The sequence below is a fragment of the Paenibacillus sp. FSL P2-0089 genome, from assembly GCF_038595095.1.
GTDB classification, from domain to species: Bacteria; Bacillota; Bacilli; order Paenibacillales; family Paenibacillaceae; genus Paenibacillus_AQ; species Paenibacillus_AQ silagei.
Genome location: NZ_CP152006.1, coordinates 4,830,947 through 4,849,224 on the forward strand (window position 1 = coordinate 4,830,947; position 18,278 = coordinate 4,849,224).

Sequence of the window (18,278 nt, forward strand, 5' to 3'; positions counted from 1 at the left end):
GAGTTTCTCACCCAAGTAAAAACCAGCCCTCACACGAACATCCCGCGTTGGACTGGTTTTATAGTGCTTCATCCTGAGCACATTGAGCCGGACGGCTTATGCTAGCTGTAATTCTTCCTCTACTGTTCTCAAAAAAGCAAGCACAGCAGCAATCATCTGCTCCAGCCCCTGTTGTTCAATCGGAAAATGACCTGCACCCTCTAAAATCACAGATTCTTTTCTGCTTTTTAGATGGTCATAAAATGGTCTGCTGAAATGGTAAGGAGTCATAGGATCTAATTGAGGATGAACGAGTAATACCGGACAAAGGTCAAAATGCTGAGGTTTTAGGACCGGTTTCATATTTAGAAAGGTTCTTAATAAGCGTAAAGGGATTTTTGTGCCTGCCGCATGAGGATCATTCATAATGAGTCTGGTCAGTTCAGCGTTGTTCGTGATCCATTTCATCCGGGATACTTTATTCACAGAGATCTGCAGGGTATCTGTTAGGGCAGGGAATTGATTCATACACCATCCGCCTAACCGGCTAATGAGTTTGTTAGGAGCTAGCTGATCTCGAACCTTCACCTCACTCGTATCCACAAATGTCGTTGCAATCAACCCTTTGACCTGCTTACTTTGTACTGCGGTGTGATAAGCCAACATGCCGCCAATACTGGAGCCCAGCAAAATAACAGGCTTGCCGTCCCGTTTCAGCTCCTGTTCGATCAGTTCATTCAGGATGTCAATCCAGAGTTGATAATCCAATGATTCCCCTGAATCGGTATAGCTTAGACCATAGGGAGGCAGATCCGGAGAGACGACTTCATAACCATAGGTTTGCAGCATGCGCGCATAAGGCGCGAGCAATCTTCCATTGCCGCCAGCTCCATGAATGAAAATGATTTTTAAAGGTGCGTCAGGAGCTGGCATACGGTCCAGATGAATATGGGCATTATTCCAGATCATCCATTCCTCAGTTGGCATATGTTCCGCATCGATCTGCATTTCCTTAGAAAAAAATTTTTGATATTGTTTCCAATAAGTCACCGATTGGTTATAGGATGAACCCGAACCCTTGTTCATGAATATGTAGTTCCTTTCCACGCTTCCTCGCTTAGGGGACAGGAATTTCTTTTTCCATAATAAAATCATCCATAACAAATCCATTGCCGATATCCGCCATTTGTCCCCGTAGGGTCCGGAAGCCTTTTTTCTTATATACTGCAATACTGGATTCGTTATCACGATTGACTGTCAGCCAGATATGAGTCAGATTACGGTCCTGACACAGCTTCTCCAGGAAGGCCAACGCTTGGCTGGCATAGCTGCGCCCCCTGTACTCCTTACTGATATAAAACTTACTCAAAAAGAGCTTCCCTTCCTCTTCTCTGGCCGACATATATCCGGCTGTGGAGCCTTCGCCGTTATGGATCAAGTAATATTCGTAGCCCTGATGATGGATCTGATCCGTTATCGCGGGAACCGATTGGAACTTTCCAATCATGTAATCAATCTGCGCAATGGTAATAATAGAGGCATAATGTTCATGCCATATTTCTGCTGCCAACCGGGCAACCTCAGCAGTTTCTTCCGCTGTATTCACTTGTGGAAATCTAAGCTCCATAATATGTACCTGCCTTTCCTGAGTCTCTCGTATCACGCTATCCGTAGAATATTATAAATTAATATAGAAGCATAGTCACCTGGAGCGGTTATCTAAAGGTCTCTAACCCTGCAAAAAAAGAACGTCCTGCTGCCGGCCGGCAGCGTGGGACGCTCTTCATCTCAGCTGATGTATCACCGTCCCCTTGGACGCGGGCATAGATACAGAAGTTCACGCTCTCGTATATCCGTTCAATTGCAGCCACGAGGCACAGGCATCCGTCCAGGTCTTGGTGTGCAGCTCTTCAGGGGCTAAGCCCAGACCGTGTACGCCATGCGCATAGATATGCAGATCGAATGGAACCTTATGACGGCTAAGACCTGCGGCGAACAGCAGGCTGTTCTCCACCGGGACATAATCATCGTCCGAGGTATGCCAGAGGAACGTTGGCGGCGTGTCCGGGGTTACCTGGAACTCGCTGCTGAGCTTAAGCGACAGCTCCGCATCAGGAATGGCTCCCAGCAGATTCTCCTTCGAGCCTTGATGTGTGACCCCTTCGGTCATCGAGATAACCGGGTAGCATAGAATGAGGCAGTCAGGACGGCTGGACAGCCGCTCCAATGGCTCCGGGTGATCAGGATTGCCCAGATCATAAGATACCCCGGCGGTAGAAGCGAGATGTCCGCCCGCCGAGAAGCCCAGAATGCCGAGACGGTCCGGGTCAATGCCGAATTCGTCCGCGCGGAAGCGGATCGTACGCAGCGCCCGTTGCGCATCCAGCAGCGCACTTGGGTATTGGTAAGGCGCAACACGGTAACGCAGCACGAATGCTGAGATTCCGAGTGTATTCAGCCACTCCGCAACCGGACCGCCTTCATGGTCGGCACGCATCGCGTACCCGCCTCCCGGACAGACCAGAACAGCGGCATTCCCTTTGCCTTCAACTAAATAAGGTGTGATCGCAGGCTGATCCTCTTCACTGGCTCCTAGCGCTCCAGGCGCACCTTCAGGCCATAGCAACAACGTTTCCATCATCATCCCTCAAGCTTTCCTTCTATAATAGAATAGATAATAGAGGAAAAAAGTTCCTCAAGAGCCATTCTATCAAGCCCTTACAATTCATGCAATCCGGATATCACCAGATCCGCTGCCTTCAGCACTTCAGGCTTCCCGATACCGACCACCTGCATTCCTGCCGCCTTGCCGGCGGCTACTCCGGCCTCGGCATCCTCGAATACCACACAGTCCTGCGGCTGCAGCCCCAGCTCCCGGCAGGCAGACTGGAACACCTCAGGGTCCGGCTTCGCCCGCGAGACCTTGTTGCCGTCTACCACCGTATCGAACAGCCCCGCGATATTCAGCTTCTCCAGTATGAATTCCGCATTCTTACTCGCAGAGCCAAGGGCAATAGCCACGCCGCGTGCTCTGAGCGCATTCAGATAGGCTCTGACTCCGGGCAGCAGCTCTGATTCATCCAGACCTGAGATATATTCTACATAAAGGCGGTTCTTCTTCTCCGCCATCGCCAGCTTCTCTGCTTCGCTGTATTCAAGGCCGCCAATCTCTAGAAGAATATCCAGGGATCTCATCCGGCTGACGCCCTTGAGCCGCTCATTGTCCTGTTCGGTGAACGGGAAGCCCAGCTCCCCGGCGAGCGAGCGCCAGGCCAGATAGTGATACTTGGCCGTGTCTACAATCACGCCATCCAGATCGAAGATAGCGCCCTTCATATGCTCCAGCATCATGGTCATGCTCCTCTCTGATTGGACTCATACGCTAACTCCAGGATCGTACCGGGAGGGCACGGCACCGCCTCATCGCCGAACCCGGCGAAGCTTACCGCTTCGCTGTTGCCCGGCGCTGCCGTAACCGTGATCTCTTCGCGGCCGATCCGCAGCCGGAAGCTGCCTCCGCGCAGGATTACCGGCAGCTCAATGGAACTCCAGGTCTCCGGCAGAGACGGCTTAAGGGTGACGGTCTGGCCATCAAACCGCACACCCGCGAAGCCAAGAACCGCAGCCATCCACGCGCCACCGTTCGCCGCCGGATGCGTCCCGCCAATATAGAGGTCTCCGACATACTGCTTCGATTCACCGGTTAGATCTACGGTGGCAGTGCGCATGAAATACGGATATCCCCAATCCGGCAAGCCGATATCCGCTGCAGCCAGCGCATAGATACACGCGCTGAGGCTGGAGCCATGCTCGGTTCGCGGCTCATAGAATTTCCAGTTGGCCTGCTTCACTTCCCTGCTGAATCTGTCCCGGAACAGATGAAGCATGAGCACCACATCGGCCTGCTTCAGGATTCTTGTGGTTGTTGCCAGCCCGTTGCCTCCGCCCCAGTACTCATTCGGGTGAATGACCCGTGCCTTCAGCTCAGCCAGAGACACATCCTCCAGTTGCAGATAATGGTCGAATTGTTCAATCACCAGCGTATCCGGGTCCGGCTGCGGAACATAGAGCTGTGCCAGCATTGCTGTGAACTCATCCAGGAACGGCCCGTCTGCATACGATTCAGCAAGACCGTTATACACAGCCGGATATTTGTCCTGCAACCTTTTTGCTGTCTGCAAGGCAATCTTCAGTGTCTCCTGAACCATGGCGCTCGTAAATGCGTTATTATTCACCCGCTCATGATATTCATCCGGGCCGGTAACATCCAGCAGCTCATAACGCCGCTTTACAAGATTATAGTAAGCATAGGAATAGAAGAAACACGCACATTCCCAGATCACCTCCGCCCCGCCGTCCGCCAGAATGCTGTCATCTCCCGTGAAGGTCACGTATTGCCAGAGTCCGTGCACGACATCTGCACTGATATGAATCTGCTTATCCCGGAAATAGGTCCGCATGGGGCGCCCGGTAAATACATCGTTCACATTGAACAGAGTGCAGGCATCGTCCCCGGAGTCCTGACTCTCCCATGCGTAGAAGGCGCCTAAATATCCGTATTCCTCCGCCTTCCGCCGTGCTCCGTCCAGCGTGTGGATGCGGTACATCATCAGATTGCGGGCAATCCCAGGATCACTGTGCAGGAAAAAGGGCAGCATGAACATCTCCGTATCCCAGAATACGGCCCCCTTATAGACCTGCCCGGACAAGCCGCGCGCCGGAATCGAGACCTTCTCCGACTTCGTCGGTGCAATGATCAGCAGCTGATACATACTGTACCGCAGCGCGAACTGCGCCTCCACATCGCCTTCAATGATACAATCGCTGCGTGACCATCGCTCCGCCCACTTGCGCCGGTGAGCCTCCAGCAGGCCGGGATACCCTGTAGCGGCGGCCTCCTGGACGGCCCGCACCGCCTGCTCATCAGGGCTGCCTTCCGCAGGAGCGCCTTCTATATCCAGGCCCGTGTACACGGCTGCATATTTGCACCATGTATGAGTCTCACCTGCCTTGGCTTCTATAGAAATATGGCGCAGCGCGGTTCCTCCATCCAGCTCGATAACAGCGTCAACCCGCTTCGCCTGTTCAGCGGTACCGAACACTATAAGCTCCGCCACCGCCACCGGCAGCCCCAGCTCCCCGGTAACTGCTGTTGACAGCAGCACCCCGCCGTGCGAGCGGCTCTGTTGCTCCAGCAGATGGGGGCCGTTGATATCCCACACTGCGGCATCGATTCCTGTAGTAATCTCTATCCGGCAGTCGGCGGTGCAGTGAAGGGTCCATCTGGCAGCCAGCAGATGGAGCTGATCCATGCTGACGAACCGCTCGGCGGTCAGGGTCAGCTTCCCGCCTCCCGGGATGCTGAACGTTGTCTCCCGCCGGTGGATAGCTGAGCGGAGATCCAGGCTCTGTGTATGGGCCAGCGGTTCGGTATCCAGCATACTAAGTTTGCAGCCGTTGGTGCTGACTACCGTATACAGCCCGTTCGGTGCGTTCACCGGCTCACGCCATTTGTCGCCCGCCCGGTCATACACTCCGGCCAATGTAACCGCCGCAAGCTGCTCCTTCCCGAACTCCTCAAGGACTCCCCGGAAGCCCATATAGCCATTGCCGGTCATAAATTTGTTGCCGTTCGCCGTAATCCGCCCAGGCTCGAAGCTGCGCTCACTTACCGTCCAGTCCATTACACAGTCATCCCTTCAGCGAGAGGAAGCTCGATTCCTGCTTCATCTACGGTCACCCGCTGATCATAGATCAGCACCTCTGTGCTTCCGCCATTGACTGCTCTGAAGGAAACCGACTCTGCATTTACCGTAATACCCAGCAGTACGCCCCTGCACATCACCTGGAAGCTGTAAGCGGTCCACTTCTGCGGCAGCACCGGCCGGAAGGACAGACAATCTCCATCCGAGCGCATCCCCCCGAAGCCGTAGACGATGTTCATCCACGCTGCGGCGATCGATGTGGTGTGCAGCCCTTCCCAGGTATTGCGGTTATAGTTGTCCAGATCCAGGCGCGTGGCGAACTCGAAGAACCGGTACGCTTCCTCCGATTTGCCCAGCTCACTGGCCAGAATCGAGTGAATCGACGGCGAGAGTGAGGACTCGTGAATACATCTCGGTTCATAATATTCATAATTCGCCAGCTTGGTCTCGCAGGAGAACTGCCCGTTGTACAGGAACATGAACATCAGCACATCCGGCTGCTTGATCATATCGTAACGGTACAGGCGGTCATACGACCAATTCGAGTACAGCGGGAATTCTGCAACCGGAATCGAATGAATGTCGATATGCGGCATATCAAAAAATCCGTCATGCTCCTCGTAGATGCCGCTGCCGGGATCGAACGGGATTTTCATATGGACACGCTTGTGGTCCCAGTCAGCCAATTCCTCCTCGCGGAGTGCAGTAACCGCTATAACCGCCGCATATTCTTCAGGCGCCTCCGCCTTCATGAGGGCTACTGTTTCGAGCGTATATTCGAATAACTTCTGAGCCAACAGATTGATGTAGCAGTTATTGTTAACCATCAGCTGGAATTCATCCGGCCCCATCACGCCGAAATATCCGTATTCTCCGGTGCGTTGACCCCACTGGCCGCGGGATGCGTAGAAACGGCTGATCTGAATCAGCATTTCGGCGCCTTTGCTGTAGAGAAATTCCAGGTCCCCGGTGTTCTTCACATAATGCCAGATGCCGTAGGCGACTGCTGTCCCGACATGAAGCTGCAGATTGGAATGCTGCCACAGGTCACAGCTCTCTGTCCCGTCAATCGTGGCAATCGGATAGAATGCGCCCGCGCAATCCACATCCTTCCCGCGCTGGAGCGCTTGAGGCAGCGTCTTGTAGCGGAATTCCAGCAGACTGCGGGCCGCCTTCGGGTTATTGAACAGATAGAACGGCAGACAGTAGGACTCGGTATCCCAGAAGGCAAGCCCCCGGTAAGCTTCGCCGGTTAACCCTTTGGCACCGATGTTATACCCGGGATGGTCCCCGTGATATGTCTGATACAGCTGAAAAATACAAAAACGGATGCCCTGCTGATTCTCCGGGTCGCCCTCAATCCGGATATCGCTGGTTGCCCAGATGCTGCTCCAATAGGAGGCTTGGTCAGCAACCACCTCTTCCTCCTCCAGCCGGTCCGCCGCTGCTGCAAGCTCCATGCCTTTTGTCCAGAGATGGTCTGTAACTGGGGCAGCATCCGTGCCTGTCACATTGACCACAAGCTTCGTGAAGGAAGCAGGCTCCCCTTCAGCCAGCATAAGTGAGAATTGCCGCCCGATATACCGGTTATCTTCCACAAGCTCCGTATGCAGCGCCTGTGAAGACTTCAGGATAAAGCCCGAGAACAGCTGATTTCCGGTTGTCAGCGTACGGGCCATAATGGCAGTTATTGCTCCTTCCCCGCCGCGCTGCTGCTCTTTCCACATACTCTGGCCGTGTTCCTCATGAACCATGCCGAAGTCAAGGCCAGTACAAATATCTACCTTACCCGTGAAATTAAGCGCGGTGAAGCTAATCTGCTGCAGTCCCAGATGAGACAGAGTCATGCTGACCAGGCGTGTGAAGCAGAGCTTCAGCTTTTTCCCGTCCGCCAGCAGCCAGATGAACTCCCGTGTATAGGTCCCCGTCTGGAAATCCAGTCTGCGGGTATACGCCTCTATGCGGGAGTGCGCCAGATCCAGGGTTTCACCGTCCACCGAGATCCGGGTATGCAGCCAGTCCACGGCATTAACCATGTAGCGCAGCGACCGGATAATGCCTTTATAATGATTGCCAACCTCCATTTGCTCATTCAGCCCGTTGAAATAGCTCCCCGGCAAGGAATCGCCGCTGTAGCCCTCGTCCGCATACCCCCGTACCCCCATATACTCATTGCCCAGTGAAAAAATAGATTCCGAAGTCCGGTTGCGTTCCGGATCAAAGCCTTCCTCAATAATTGCCCAGGGATCGACCTTCAGATAGGGATCTGCTACTTTTGCCATAATTGAAACTCTCCTTCGCTAAGTGAGGCTTGGTCCGCTCCTCCGCTCACACAGCGGAAACAACAGACACTTTAGTTCCAGAGTATCGCTAAGCCCGCCCGTGACCAAGGTCCGCCTGTAAGCGAGTTATGTGCATTTGTACGGATCATATGGAATACGGACGACAAACGCAAAAAAGCCGCCCCCTCTGCATCTATCCAGAACAGGTGGCAACTGATATAATATCCTTTGAATCATGTAAAGAAGCCTATCATGCGCTCAAAAACATAAGCTTTCTCACACAAATGAAGTGAAATTTATCACAATGTTAAAAATTCGACACTTTTATACGAAAATACTTACCCATAAAGAGGAATTTCAAGGTATAATTAATTTAAAATTTACTGAAAAACTGAGGGAATAAAGGGGATGTCGATTATGATAAAGGAACATTATAATGTTATCGAAGCCCGCGGCAATACAAACTGTTTCTCCGAGCAGAACTTTAACCGCCTGTTGGTCACCATGAAGGAACGTGTTGTCCCTGAAGGATCACACCTGTTCTGGGAAGGCGATTTCTCGGATAAACTGTTTTATATCAAGCGTGGACGTGTGAAATTGACCAAATCTACAGACGAAGGCAAGGAACTGATTCTGTATATGTATCAGGCTGGCGATATGGTGGGTCAGGCTGACCCGTTCTTCAGCACGAAGCATAGCTTCACTGCCGAAGTCATTGAAGAGAGTGAAGTTGGCGTAATCGAGCAGAAGGATCTGGAGATTCTGATCTGCCAGCACTGCGACTTCGCCATCGACTTCATGAAATGGATGGGCATTCATCACCGTCTCACCCAGACGAAATTCCGCGATCTGATGATGTACGGCAAACCGGGCGCACTCTGCTCCACACTGATCCGTCTTGGCAACACCTATGGCGAGAAGACAGGCGACAGCATTCTGATCAACAAAAAAATCACGCATACAGATCTGTCCAACATGATCGGCGCTACCCGTGAGAGCGTCAACCGGATGCTTAGTGATCTGCGCAAAAAAGATGCGGTGGAGTATGAGAATGGCATGATCGTCATCAAGGATCTGGCGATGCTTCAGGAAATCTGCCACTGCGAATTATGTCCCAATGAAATTTGCCGAATTTAATTTCCTATCAATAATACCCTCTATTCACCTCATTGAAACATATCTGACCCAAAAAATTTAATAGAGTGGTCATGACGCCCTTACCGGCGTCTTTTTTTCTGCCCATTTCCCCTTATCAGTAAGCTATACCGACACGGGATCTTATGAAATCGCTAGTATCAATCTGACTATAGGTGAATTCCGCTGTATCCGCTACAGATATTTCAGTACCGCCGCCGGGCAGAATGTCTTGTCTCACACGATAGGTTCCCAAGCGTTCTCCGTTCAACAGAGCGGTTGGGCACACAATGGTCCATTTCAGAGTCGATCGCTCCAACAAGCGATAGGCTTGTTCATGTTCTTCTGCAGCACGGGTTGACCTGCGTTTAGATTCGCTGGATTGGTAACGCAGGAGTTCAGGCGAAAGCTCACTTTGGAGAATACCCGCAGTTCCTACGGTTATAATACGCTCTATCCCTTCCTCATACATGGCTCCGATGATAAAAGGCATACTGTCTGTAAGCGTGGTTGTCCCATCGGTGTTCAATGCACTAATCACTATATCATTCCCCTGCACTGCCCGGGCGATATCTTCTTGATTAAGAACATTACCTTGGAGGATCGTCAGGTTGGCATGGAGAGGCTGAACCTTCTCCGGGTTACGGACCAGCACTGTAACATGATGTCCATCCTGAAGAGCATGGGTAACAATGTGGCTCCCCACCCGGCCGGTGGCACCTAGAATCAATATATTCATATGAAAATAACCTCCTGGTAAGAATTATCCCTATTATAGCAGGGATAGAGCGGCAAAAAAGCCCCGCAGCCATCTAACCGCTGCGGGGCCATCCTATTCAGCTTGCTTTCTTCGTCTGAGGAGGAGCTGATACTTTACGCGGAGTCCGTACTGGCGAGATTAGCCAGTAAGCCATTCCGACAAAGACACCGCCGCCGATGATATTGCCAAGCGTAACAGGAATCATATTGTGGAACCAGCCGGCGATGCTCACTGTCTCTGGATGATTCGGCAGCAGCACGGCTACGCTCAGGAGCGTCATGTTCGCTACACTGTGTTCATAGCCGCTCGCGATGAAGGCGAACAGACACCACCAGATCAGGACCAGCTTCGCCGCTTCACTCTTGGCGCGGGAGGACATCCACAGTGCCAGGCAGACCAGCCAGTTACAGAGAATGCCGCGGAAGAACAGCTCCGAGAACGGAAGGCTCATCTTTTTGGCGGCGGCTGCGAAGATCAGATGCTCGGCAGGCGCTGCCTTGAAGAGGCCCGATCCCTGAATCAGCAGCGCCAGCACCACTGCACCAGCTACATTGCCGAGGAATACCAGGACCCAGTTCTTCACCGTGTCCCAGACTGTAGTTCTCCCGGCAAGTGTGCTTACCGTGAAGAACATATTATTACCTGTAAACAGCTCTGAGCCTGCGAATACAACCAAGGTCAAGGCAATCCCGAAGGATGCTCCCATAATCAGCGGCTGGAACGGTGACTTAATCGCTGCCAGCGGTGCCCCCAGTGAGAAGATCAGAATAATACCAATCCCCACATATGCTCCTGCCAGGAGGGCCGCCAAAAAATATTTGGGCAGGCTCTCATTCATTTTGTCGCGTTTCCCTACGGCTGTCTCAACGATATTCTCTACGCTCTGCGTAAACATATCCGCACCTGCTCTTCCTTTAATTTAGGGTTGTTACTGCCGCAGGCAGAGTGACCTTAACAACTCCGCCCTCTACTGTAACCGGATAGACTTCTGCCTGCCCCCGGTCCGGTGCCTGAACCTCTCCGGTACGAAGGTCGATCTTCCAGTCATGCAGCGGATCATATAAATAATAGCCTGATACGATGCCTTCCGCGAGCGGACCGCCCTTCGGGTGGGGGCTGTGGTTGCGGACCGCATAGACTGCGCCGTCCGATGTGCGGAATATGGCTAATTCCACCTCTCCTGCATGAACTACCCGGCCGATCTGCAGCATGAAATCTTCCACTGCACCTATCGTATATTCCCGATTGCTCCGTTCCATTATGCTCTCTCCCTCTCCCTTTAGACTATACCTGTGTCTCTTCGAACAGCGCAGTACGGGTGTTTTTGTCATCCAGCATTTTCCGCCAAGGATCACTCACCTGGGCCAGGGCAAAGTCAATACGTGCCGCCAGCTCTTTACGGTTGTCGTCATTCCCCATAACCACAGTCTGGATATGCTCAAGACCCATGCGCTCTACCCATTCGGAGGTTCTCTCCAGGTAATTACCGGTCTCACGGTAGTACTGGATAACAGCGGAGCAGACCTCAACCAGCTCCTCGTCGGTCTTCACCTTGCAGAAGGCATCTGCGATGCGCGGCTTAATCCCGCCGTTCCCGCCGATGAACACTTCCCAGCCGCCGTCATTGCCGACAATCCCGATGTCCTTCGTGCAGGATTCTGCACAGTTGCGCGGGCAGCCGTTAACCGCCATTTTGAACTTGGCCGGCATATCCAGCCGTTCGTACTTGCGTTCCAGCATAGCGCCCATGCCCATGGAATCCTGTGTACCGAAGCGGCAGAACTGCGAACCCACGCAAGTTTTTACCGTACGCAGCGACTTCGCATAACCATAGCCGGACGGCATATCCAGCTCCTCCCACACCTTAGGTACATCTTCTTTTTTGACACCGATCAGGTCAAGACGTTGTCCGCCCGTTACCTTCACAACCTTCACATCATACTTCAGGGACACATCGGCAATCCGCTTCAAATCCTCAGGAGTGGTCACCCCGCCATACATCCGCGGTATAACTGTATAAGTTCCGTCCTTCTGAATATTGGCGCTCATCCGTTCATTGACGAACCGGGATTCCTTCTCGTCCTCGTGTGTGTCAGGATAGATCATCCCCAGATAATAGTTCACTGCAGGGCGGCATTTCGAACAGCCTTCTGCCTGTTTCCATTCCAGGACATGCATGACTTCCTTGGTGGTCCGGAGGCCTTTAGCCGTAATCTCGGCTACGATCTCATCCCGGCTAAGCGAGGTGCAGCTGCAAATCCCCTGCTTGGCACTCTGCTGGAAGCTGTCTCCGAGAACGAATTGCAGAATCTGCTCCACCACCGGCTTACAGCCGCCGCAGGAGCGGGTTGCCCCCGTGCAGGCTTTGATCTCATCCACCGTAGTGAAGCCGTTCTCCGTAACAGCATCCACAATCGCTTTTTTGGTTACGCCGTTGCAGCCGCAGACGATTTCTTCATCGGCCATCGCTTCAACGGACATGCCCTTCTTGGCTCCGCCTCCGCCGCAGCAGCTTGTGCCCATAACCTCATCATAGATTTCATTAGTCATCTCTGTGCTGTTTTTCACAAGCTTCTGCAGGTTGGCAGATTCCGTTACATCACCGAACAAGACGGCACCGACAATTACATTATCCTTAAGCAAAATCTTCTTGTAGGTTCGCTTCCATTCATCCTTGGCAGAAATGACGGTATGCTCCGGCGTTTCGGTGAATTCACCAGCGGAGAATACATCTACCCCGGAAATTTTGAGCTTGGTTGCTACAACTGAACCTTCATAGCCTGGAGTCTGAACACCGGACAGATGCTTGGCGAGAACCATGCCCTGCTCGAATAACGGTGCGACGAGTCCGTAACAGGTTCCTCGGTGCTCTGTACATTCGCCAACAGAATACACATCTGCCATAGAAGTCTGCATATAATCGTCAACTACGATCCCGCGGTTAACGGTGATTCCGCTGTCCTTGGCAAGCTGGACATTCGGCTTGATTCCAACAGCCATCACTACAAACTCTGCGGGCAGTTCACTGCCGTCACTGAAGCGCAGACCGGTCACCCGTTCTTCGCCGGTCAGTTCGACCGTCTGCTTGCCCATGGCGAATTTCACACCTTGACGCGTAAGCTCTGCCTGTAGCATGGAAGAAGCGGTACGGTCCAGCTGACGCTCCATCAGATCCTCCAGCAGATGCACAACGGTAACCTCCATGCCCAGATTGACCAAGCCCTTCGCAGCTTCAAGACCTAGCAATCCTCCGCCGATTACAGCCGCCGTGCGGTACTGCTTCGCTGCTGCCAGCATCGCATCACAGTCCGCGATATCGCGGAAGCCGACTACCCCATCCTTGGTGCTGCCGGGTACGGGGAGAATGAAAGAATTCGAGCCTGTGGCAATAATTGCTTTATCGTAAGGAACCGCCAGTCCATTATCGGTCAATATGAGTTTGTTCTGTTCATCGATCCGGGTAACCGTCGTGCCGGTATGCAGTGTAATATGATTATCTTCATACCACCCGAGATCGTTGAGAATGATGTCTTCAATTGTTTTGCTGCCTTCAAGTACATAGGACAACATAATCCGGTTATAGTTGGGATGCGGCTCACTGCCGAAGACAGTAATATCATAAGCGCCGCCCAGCTTCAGAATCTGCTCAATAGTGCCTACTCCCGCCATGCCATTCCCAATCAGCACTAACTTTTCTCTTTCCGCTGCCACTGGTAGACCCTCCTTCAGAAACTCTGATTTCTTCAATAACTTTACCTGATAGAGAAATTATACTGTCCCCAATTCCATGACAAGTGTGACCACAGTCACACGGTATGTGAATTTTTTCACACAAGTGGAGATGACTTCTCCTGTCCAAAAAAAACGGATACCCATGCAGTTTCGCACAGATATCCATTCATTTGATACACGATCTCACTCCTATAATTCATTCACTTATTTCAGTACCAGAGAGATCTCCAGCTTGTCCTGCGGACTGAGCTTCATGTCCACTCCATTACCGAGCAGACCTTTATCGTTGACCTTCAGTCTCCATTCCTCGCTGCTGAGCGGTGTATAATCCATAACAGTAAGCACCGTCCGGTTATCCTCGGCAAGCCGGACCATACCGCTGTTCTTGAGCAGTCCCTTGACGGACATATCCTGCATAAAAGAAAGCACATGCGAATGTGTCAGCTCCGGCTGCTCGCTCCCCCCGTTCACCGTGATGATGACAGGCTGAAACATCTTTCCGGTTCCGGCAGGCCCTGCTGACATCGTAATGGCCGAACCCGGTTCCAGCGTCGTATTCAGCTCTTGAACCTTCTTGCCGTTCACCTGAACCTCCCAGCTCATATCCGGACCCAGGGAGACCTTATTCACCTCAAGAATACTAGTTCCATCCGCTGAAAATGTAACAACGCCGCTCTTTCTGAACAGCTCTATTATTGAATTCCCAGGCACGTAAGCTTCGTTAAGCAATCTGGCCGAGCTTCCGGCCATTTCACTGTCACCCACCTTGACTGAAAAGGTTAATCCTTGGCCTCCGTTACTGCTGCCGCCATTCTCTGATCCCAAGCCACAACCGCTTGCCGCGGCCAGCAAGAGAAGGCACAGCATGAAGCGCATCCATTTCGTGGACATCCCACGGCACCGCCTTCATATGTATTTTCCCAGACTCTTTAAGGATAACGCATAGAGGAAGGGTTCTCAAATCATTTCTGCCGGAAGAAAAAGTAAAAAGCCCCCGAAGGGACTTCTAACTTGCAGCAGGTCCTATTGATACCGCAGGAACAAAATGTTGTTCTCCAGATGTACATGTTCGAAAGTCATGCCTTCCAGTTCTTCAAGGCGGGCATAGGTCAGGCGATAAGTCGTGCAGGCATGTGCGGGCGGTGTGTAGTCATTAGTTACTCTGCGAAGCTCGCGCAGGATCTCTCCGGCCCCGTCATGCTCAGCTTCCAAATTATGCAGCAGTCCGCGCAGCTCCGCAAGTCCTTCTTCGGTTGGGTTCTGATTGTAGGCCAGCATCTTAGGGAATTCGCTCTCTTCTTCCTTCGCTGTATGCTGCAGCAGCTCTTCACGCAGCATATTGAACAGACGGTGCATCTCTCCGAGGTGCGGTGAATCCTCACCGTGAACGCGGAACACCTTGGTTACATTTTGACTGATTAGCGGAAGCTCTTCACGCAGGTAACGGTGATGCTTGTTCACAATATAATCCACCAGCTCCTCTGACGAAGCCTCGTTCCAGGCGGTATCCTCTTCCAGAACCGGGTGCTGCTCTTGCAGCTTGTTCAGCTCCTGAACCATTGCTGCCGGGTCAAGACCCTTCTCGGCAGCGGCTTCAGCCAGCGGCTTGGCACCTCCGCAGCAGAAATCGATCCGTTGTGCCTTGAAATAATCTGCTGCTTTGGGGAACTGCAGGACAATATCTCTGACCATTGCTGCCGGGGTGAACCCGGGATGAATTGTTGTATCGTTTAATTGATTGGACGCCATGTTGGCCCCTCCTCAGGTTAGATGTAGGTTTGTGCTTCTTTTCACTTCTACACCTTATCACTGGCCTTAGGCGGAACTTGTGATTGTACGCACTGAATATAACAAATTTTAATGAACGCGAACTTTTTGTTTTTAATGTTAAATATACTAGACATTTTGTTTTATATATTTTACAATATGCGTGAGGTGAGGGAATGGGGAAGAATCTGAGGCTCAAAGCCTCCAGAGCGGCAAAAGACATGTCGCAAAAGCAGCTGGCGGATGCCGTGGGGGTCACAAGACAGACAATTATCGCGATTGAGAATGGTGATTACAACCCCACCCTGAGGTTGTGTATTGACATTTGTGTAACCCTTGGGAAGACGCTGGATCAATTATTTTGGGAGGGAACGAAGGATGAGCAGAACGAACCTGGATGAGAGACAATTGCAGCAGCGGCACAAGGCGGGGAATCAGGCATTTCTTTTGATGGCATTCTTATTGCTGGCAGACATGGCGCTGCAAAACTACGGAATGAAGTGGCTGGAATATCCGCTTAGTAATTACGCAATTTTCATGCTGGGTGTGGGTTCCTATCTCGTACGGCTGATCTGGAGCGGTGCATATGTGGGACCGGGCGGAGCACAGGGCGGAGCAAAAGGGAAAAACGTTCTAGGTGCACTGCTGGCGATCGTGGTGGCAGCCTGCATCCTTATTGTTACTTTCGTGAATCCAGCCGCCCAATTAGCAGCAAACAGCGGTGCGAACGGGAAGGTGATTCTGATCATTTCCGTTACAGCAGGACTGGTCATCTTAAGCACCGTGTACTTGATCCGGCGGAGGAATAACCGGGCGGAGTAGAGTGGCTTGTACTGCTGTGAGTGACTAGAAGTACAAATAAAGGAGGAGCGGAGCGATCGCCTTTGTGTTTGGATTTCTACCGCGAAGAGCGGTTTGTATCAGGAAATCCAAACACAATAGCGGCCGGAAGTCCAAATGTTCACCGCAGCGACGACCTGGCTTCAAGTTCAACTCTTTTTTCGAGCTTCACCTTTTCTATCGAACCGTCGCCTGCATGTAAGTCCGCTTGCCCTGCGCATCCTTCAGGTAGGGGCCAAGTCCGGCGAACCGCGAATGATCCACATATACACCCGTCATCCATCTGCCTTCGGTCAGGCCGCCGTTCCACTGCAGCACCAGGTCGGGGGCAGAGATCCATTCCTGATACACTCTGATGTTCTTATCCTTATATTCTTTGGCCGGTTTGTTCAATTCGCTTAGCGGTGCCGGGGTAAGGTAGGTGGGCACGAAATATACAGAGATCAGCTCCATATCCTCCTCACTCAGAAAAGCCTCCTCCCCCAAGTAAGGCTGGAGCAGCCGGGTATTCTCATACATGGACCATATCACAGCTTGAAGTACCATGCTCTGGCTAATTCCATTATGAAAAGTAAAACGGCGCTGAGCATTTGAGCCACTCCCTCCCTTAGCCGTTACCGGCTCCAGGCAATGCCGTTCACAACCGATACATTTCCAGCCGGACGGGCCTTGAATCCATTTCTGAAACACGCTCCCGCTGTCATTATCCCCTTTATATAGAGAAGAAATGATCTCATACGGCACACCGATCCACGCATCCCACAGAGAATCCGGGAGATAGCTATGAAGCATGAACAACACCTTGTCATAGATCAGCTGTACTTTAATCGAAGCAGTCTCCAGTTCGGCGACATCCTTTTTTCCATAGGTTATTTCCCGGGAAAACAAGGTGATGGTCATGGTCCTCGCCTCCTAAAAGTTGTGTGAGCCCTCCGCTTCCTTCCATCAGCATCGTCCAAAACACATCCCGTAAGCATCCGCCTACCGCATAACCCTGGGCTTTTCCTACTTTTGTTAACGCTTCCACACATCCGTAATATTTAGTATGTTCTATTATATTACACAGGTAGGGCCTAAGTGCAAGGTTTATTTGGGCAAAATTTGCATAAACAAGCGGAACCGGCATTGCCGTCCTTATAAAGGACGGTACCGTTTCAGCGAGAAATAGAAGGATAAGTTATCGTGTGAAACCTATAAATTCTTATATTTCAAGCAGAACAGCATATGAAAAGCCCCTTACCCGGATACCCGGCAAGAGGCTGTCATCAAAAATATATTACGGTACTGCTACTCCACCCAGCTCTCGGCCCAGGACTGGATTTGCTGCATGACCGGCTCAAGCGCACGGCCCTTCACTGTTAATTCATACTCAATGCGCACCGGTGTCTCCGGGTACACATGACGTACCAGAATGCCCTCGCATTCCAGATCCTTCATGCGCTCGGACAGCATCTTATCGCTCATTGACGGAATCAGTCCGGAAATATCCTTGAACCGCTTGGGGCCGCTCATCAAGGTCTGAATAATGAGTCCGTTCCAACGCTTGCCCAGAAACGAAAAAGCCGTCTCAAATCTCGGGCACATCGTCAATTGATGTTCTTCCATGGTTATCACCTCTCACTTATGAAGCTTACAATTAGTTAGTATATATAATTTTACCACATTTATTCTGGAATGAACATCGTTTGCCAAAAAAAAGTTCATTAACCCCTATTATTATATTTACGCTCTCAATCCTTGGTGTCTTCTGCCTTGCGTCTTAGCTGGATGGCCTCTGTAACCACATAGGCAAGATCATCGTTACTGTACAGGGAGAGTACGCCCAGCACCGTATCATCGGAGATGAACCCGGCCTCATCCGCGGATACCGTCAGGGCCAGCGCATTGGCCAGCGCCTGATTGCCCTCCTGCTGCGGATAAGCCTGCAGATACAGGGCATGCGGGTCCAGCTTATTATTCACACACCACTGGGCAAATACAAGAATCATCATTTCCTCGTCCCGCTTGTAGCTCTCGATAATCCTCTCTTCCATCGACTTGTTGTCATAATCCTCCATGTTGTTCTCCTCTCTGCTGCGA

General features: G+C 51.8%; 18 protein-coding genes. 3 read left to right on the forward strand and 15 right to left on the reverse strand.

Annotation, left to right across the window (positions count from 1 at the left end; genetic code table 11):
• Positions 1-96: 96 nt before the first annotated feature.
• The 6 genes from NST69_RS20400 to NST69_RS20425 form a co-directional block, all read right to left on the reverse strand.
• The gene (locus tag NST69_RS20400; RefSeq protein ID WP_342546986.1) at positions 97-1,149 is read right to left on the reverse strand and encodes an alpha/beta hydrolase; all 1,053 of its coding nucleotides are present in this window, start codon (positions 1,147-1,149) and stop codon (positions 97-99) included.
• Positions 1,097-1,606 (reverse strand): GNAT family N-acetyltransferase, encoded by a 510-nt coding sequence (locus NST69_RS20405; protein ID WP_342546987.1) that lies wholly within the window; start codon positions 1,604-1,606, stop codon positions 1,097-1,099. Before NST69_RS20405 ends, NST69_RS20400 begins: the two co-directional genes overlap by 53 nt.
• A gap of 210 nt (positions 1,607-1,816) precedes the next feature.
• Entirely contained in the window at positions 1,817-2,617 is an 801-nt protein-coding gene (locus NST69_RS20410; protein ID WP_342550198.1) for an alpha/beta hydrolase, read from the reverse strand.
• Positions 2,618-2,697: 80 nt separating this feature from the next.
• Entirely contained in the window at positions 2,698-3,327 is a 630-nt protein-coding gene (pgmB, locus tag NST69_RS20415; RefSeq protein WP_342550199.1) for a beta-phosphoglucomutase, read from the reverse strand.
• Between the two features lie 5 nt (positions 3,328-3,332).
• On the reverse strand, positions 3,333-5,663 hold the full coding sequence (locus NST69_RS20420) for a glycosyl hydrolase family 65 protein (protein WP_342546988.1): 2,331 nt from the start codon (positions 5,661-5,663) through the stop codon (positions 3,333-3,335).
• Positions 5,663-7,966, reverse strand: coding sequence for a glycosyl hydrolase family 65 protein (locus NST69_RS20425; RefSeq protein WP_342546989.1), 2,304 nt, complete (start codon positions 7,964-7,966; stop codon positions 5,663-5,665). The genes NST69_RS20420 and NST69_RS20425 overlap by 1 nt, the downstream gene beginning before the upstream one ends.
• 420 nt (positions 7,967-8,386) lie before the next feature.
• Between NST69_RS20425 and NST69_RS20430 the strand changes: the two genes are divergently transcribed.
• Positions 8,387-9,103: a Crp/Fnr family transcriptional regulator gene (locus tag NST69_RS20430; RefSeq protein WP_339314919.1), complete on the forward strand. Its 717-nt coding sequence runs from the start codon at positions 8,387-8,389 to the stop codon at positions 9,101-9,103.
• A 115-nt stretch (positions 9,104-9,218) separates the two neighbouring features.
• Here the strand turns inward: NST69_RS20430 and NST69_RS20435 are convergent, their stop codons facing one another.
• The 6 genes from NST69_RS20435 to ric all read right to left on the reverse strand — a co-directional run bounded on the left by NST69_RS20435 (position 9,219) and on the right by ric (position 15,311).
• A complete protein-coding gene (locus NST69_RS20435; protein WP_342546990.1) occupies positions 9,219-9,839 on the reverse strand; it encodes an SDR family oxidoreductase in 621 nt (206 codons plus the stop codon).
• Positions 9,840-9,936: 97 nt separating this feature from the next.
• Entirely contained in the window at positions 9,937-10,755 is an 819-nt protein-coding gene (locus NST69_RS20440) for a formate/nitrite transporter family protein (protein ID WP_340752699.1), read from the reverse strand.
• Between the two features lie 19 nt (positions 10,756-10,774).
• Positions 10,775-11,119, reverse strand: a complete 345-nt coding sequence (gene nirD / locus NST69_RS20445; RefSeq protein WP_209871246.1) for a nitrite reductase small subunit NirD — start codon at positions 11,117-11,119, stop codon at positions 10,775-10,777.
• A 25-nt stretch (positions 11,120-11,144) separates the two neighbouring features.
• Entirely contained in the window at positions 11,145-13,571 is a 2,427-nt protein-coding gene (nirB, locus tag NST69_RS20450) for a nitrite reductase large subunit NirB (RefSeq protein WP_342546991.1), read from the reverse strand.
• Between the two features lie 225 nt (positions 13,572-13,796).
• On the reverse strand, positions 13,797-14,483 hold the full coding sequence (locus NST69_RS20455; protein WP_339310524.1) for a hypothetical protein: 687 nt from the start codon (positions 14,481-14,483) through the stop codon (positions 13,797-13,799).
• 132 nt (positions 14,484-14,615) lie between these two features.
• Entirely contained in the window at positions 14,616-15,311 is a 696-nt protein-coding gene (ric, locus tag NST69_RS20460) for an iron-sulfur cluster repair di-iron protein (RefSeq protein ID WP_342550200.1), read from the reverse strand.
• Between the two features lie 224 nt (positions 15,312-15,535).
• On the opposite strand from ric, the gene NST69_RS20465 reads away from it, so the two are divergent.
• Positions 15,536-15,760, forward strand: coding sequence for a helix-turn-helix transcriptional regulator (locus NST69_RS20465; protein ID WP_036698494.1), 225 nt, complete (start codon positions 15,536-15,538; stop codon positions 15,758-15,760).
• The gene (locus NST69_RS20470; protein WP_342546992.1) at positions 15,738-16,181 is read left to right on the forward strand and encodes a DUF6773 family protein; all 444 of its coding nucleotides are present in this window, start codon (positions 15,738-15,740) and stop codon (positions 16,179-16,181) included. Before NST69_RS20465 ends, NST69_RS20470 begins: the two co-directional genes overlap by 23 nt.
• Before the next feature lie 195 nt (positions 16,182-16,376).
• Here the strand turns inward: NST69_RS20470 and NST69_RS20475 are convergent, their stop codons facing one another.
• From NST69_RS20475 to NST69_RS20485, 3 genes are all read right to left on the reverse strand, one after another.
• The gene (locus NST69_RS20475) at positions 16,377-17,099 is read right to left on the reverse strand and encodes a hypothetical protein (protein WP_339249604.1); all 723 of its coding nucleotides are present in this window, start codon (positions 17,097-17,099) and stop codon (positions 16,377-16,379) included.
• A 387-nt stretch (positions 17,100-17,486) separates the two neighbouring features.
• Positions 17,487-17,804: a helix-turn-helix domain-containing protein gene (locus NST69_RS20480; RefSeq protein ID WP_036698497.1), complete on the reverse strand. Its 318-nt coding sequence runs from the start codon at positions 17,802-17,804 to the stop codon at positions 17,487-17,489.
• 125 nt (positions 17,805-17,929) lie between these two features.
• Complete coding sequence (locus NST69_RS20485; protein WP_036731838.1) at positions 17,930-18,256, reverse strand: hypothetical protein; 327 nt, start codon at positions 18,254-18,256, stop codon at positions 17,930-17,932.
• Between the last annotated feature and the right edge of the window lie 22 nt (positions 18,257-18,278).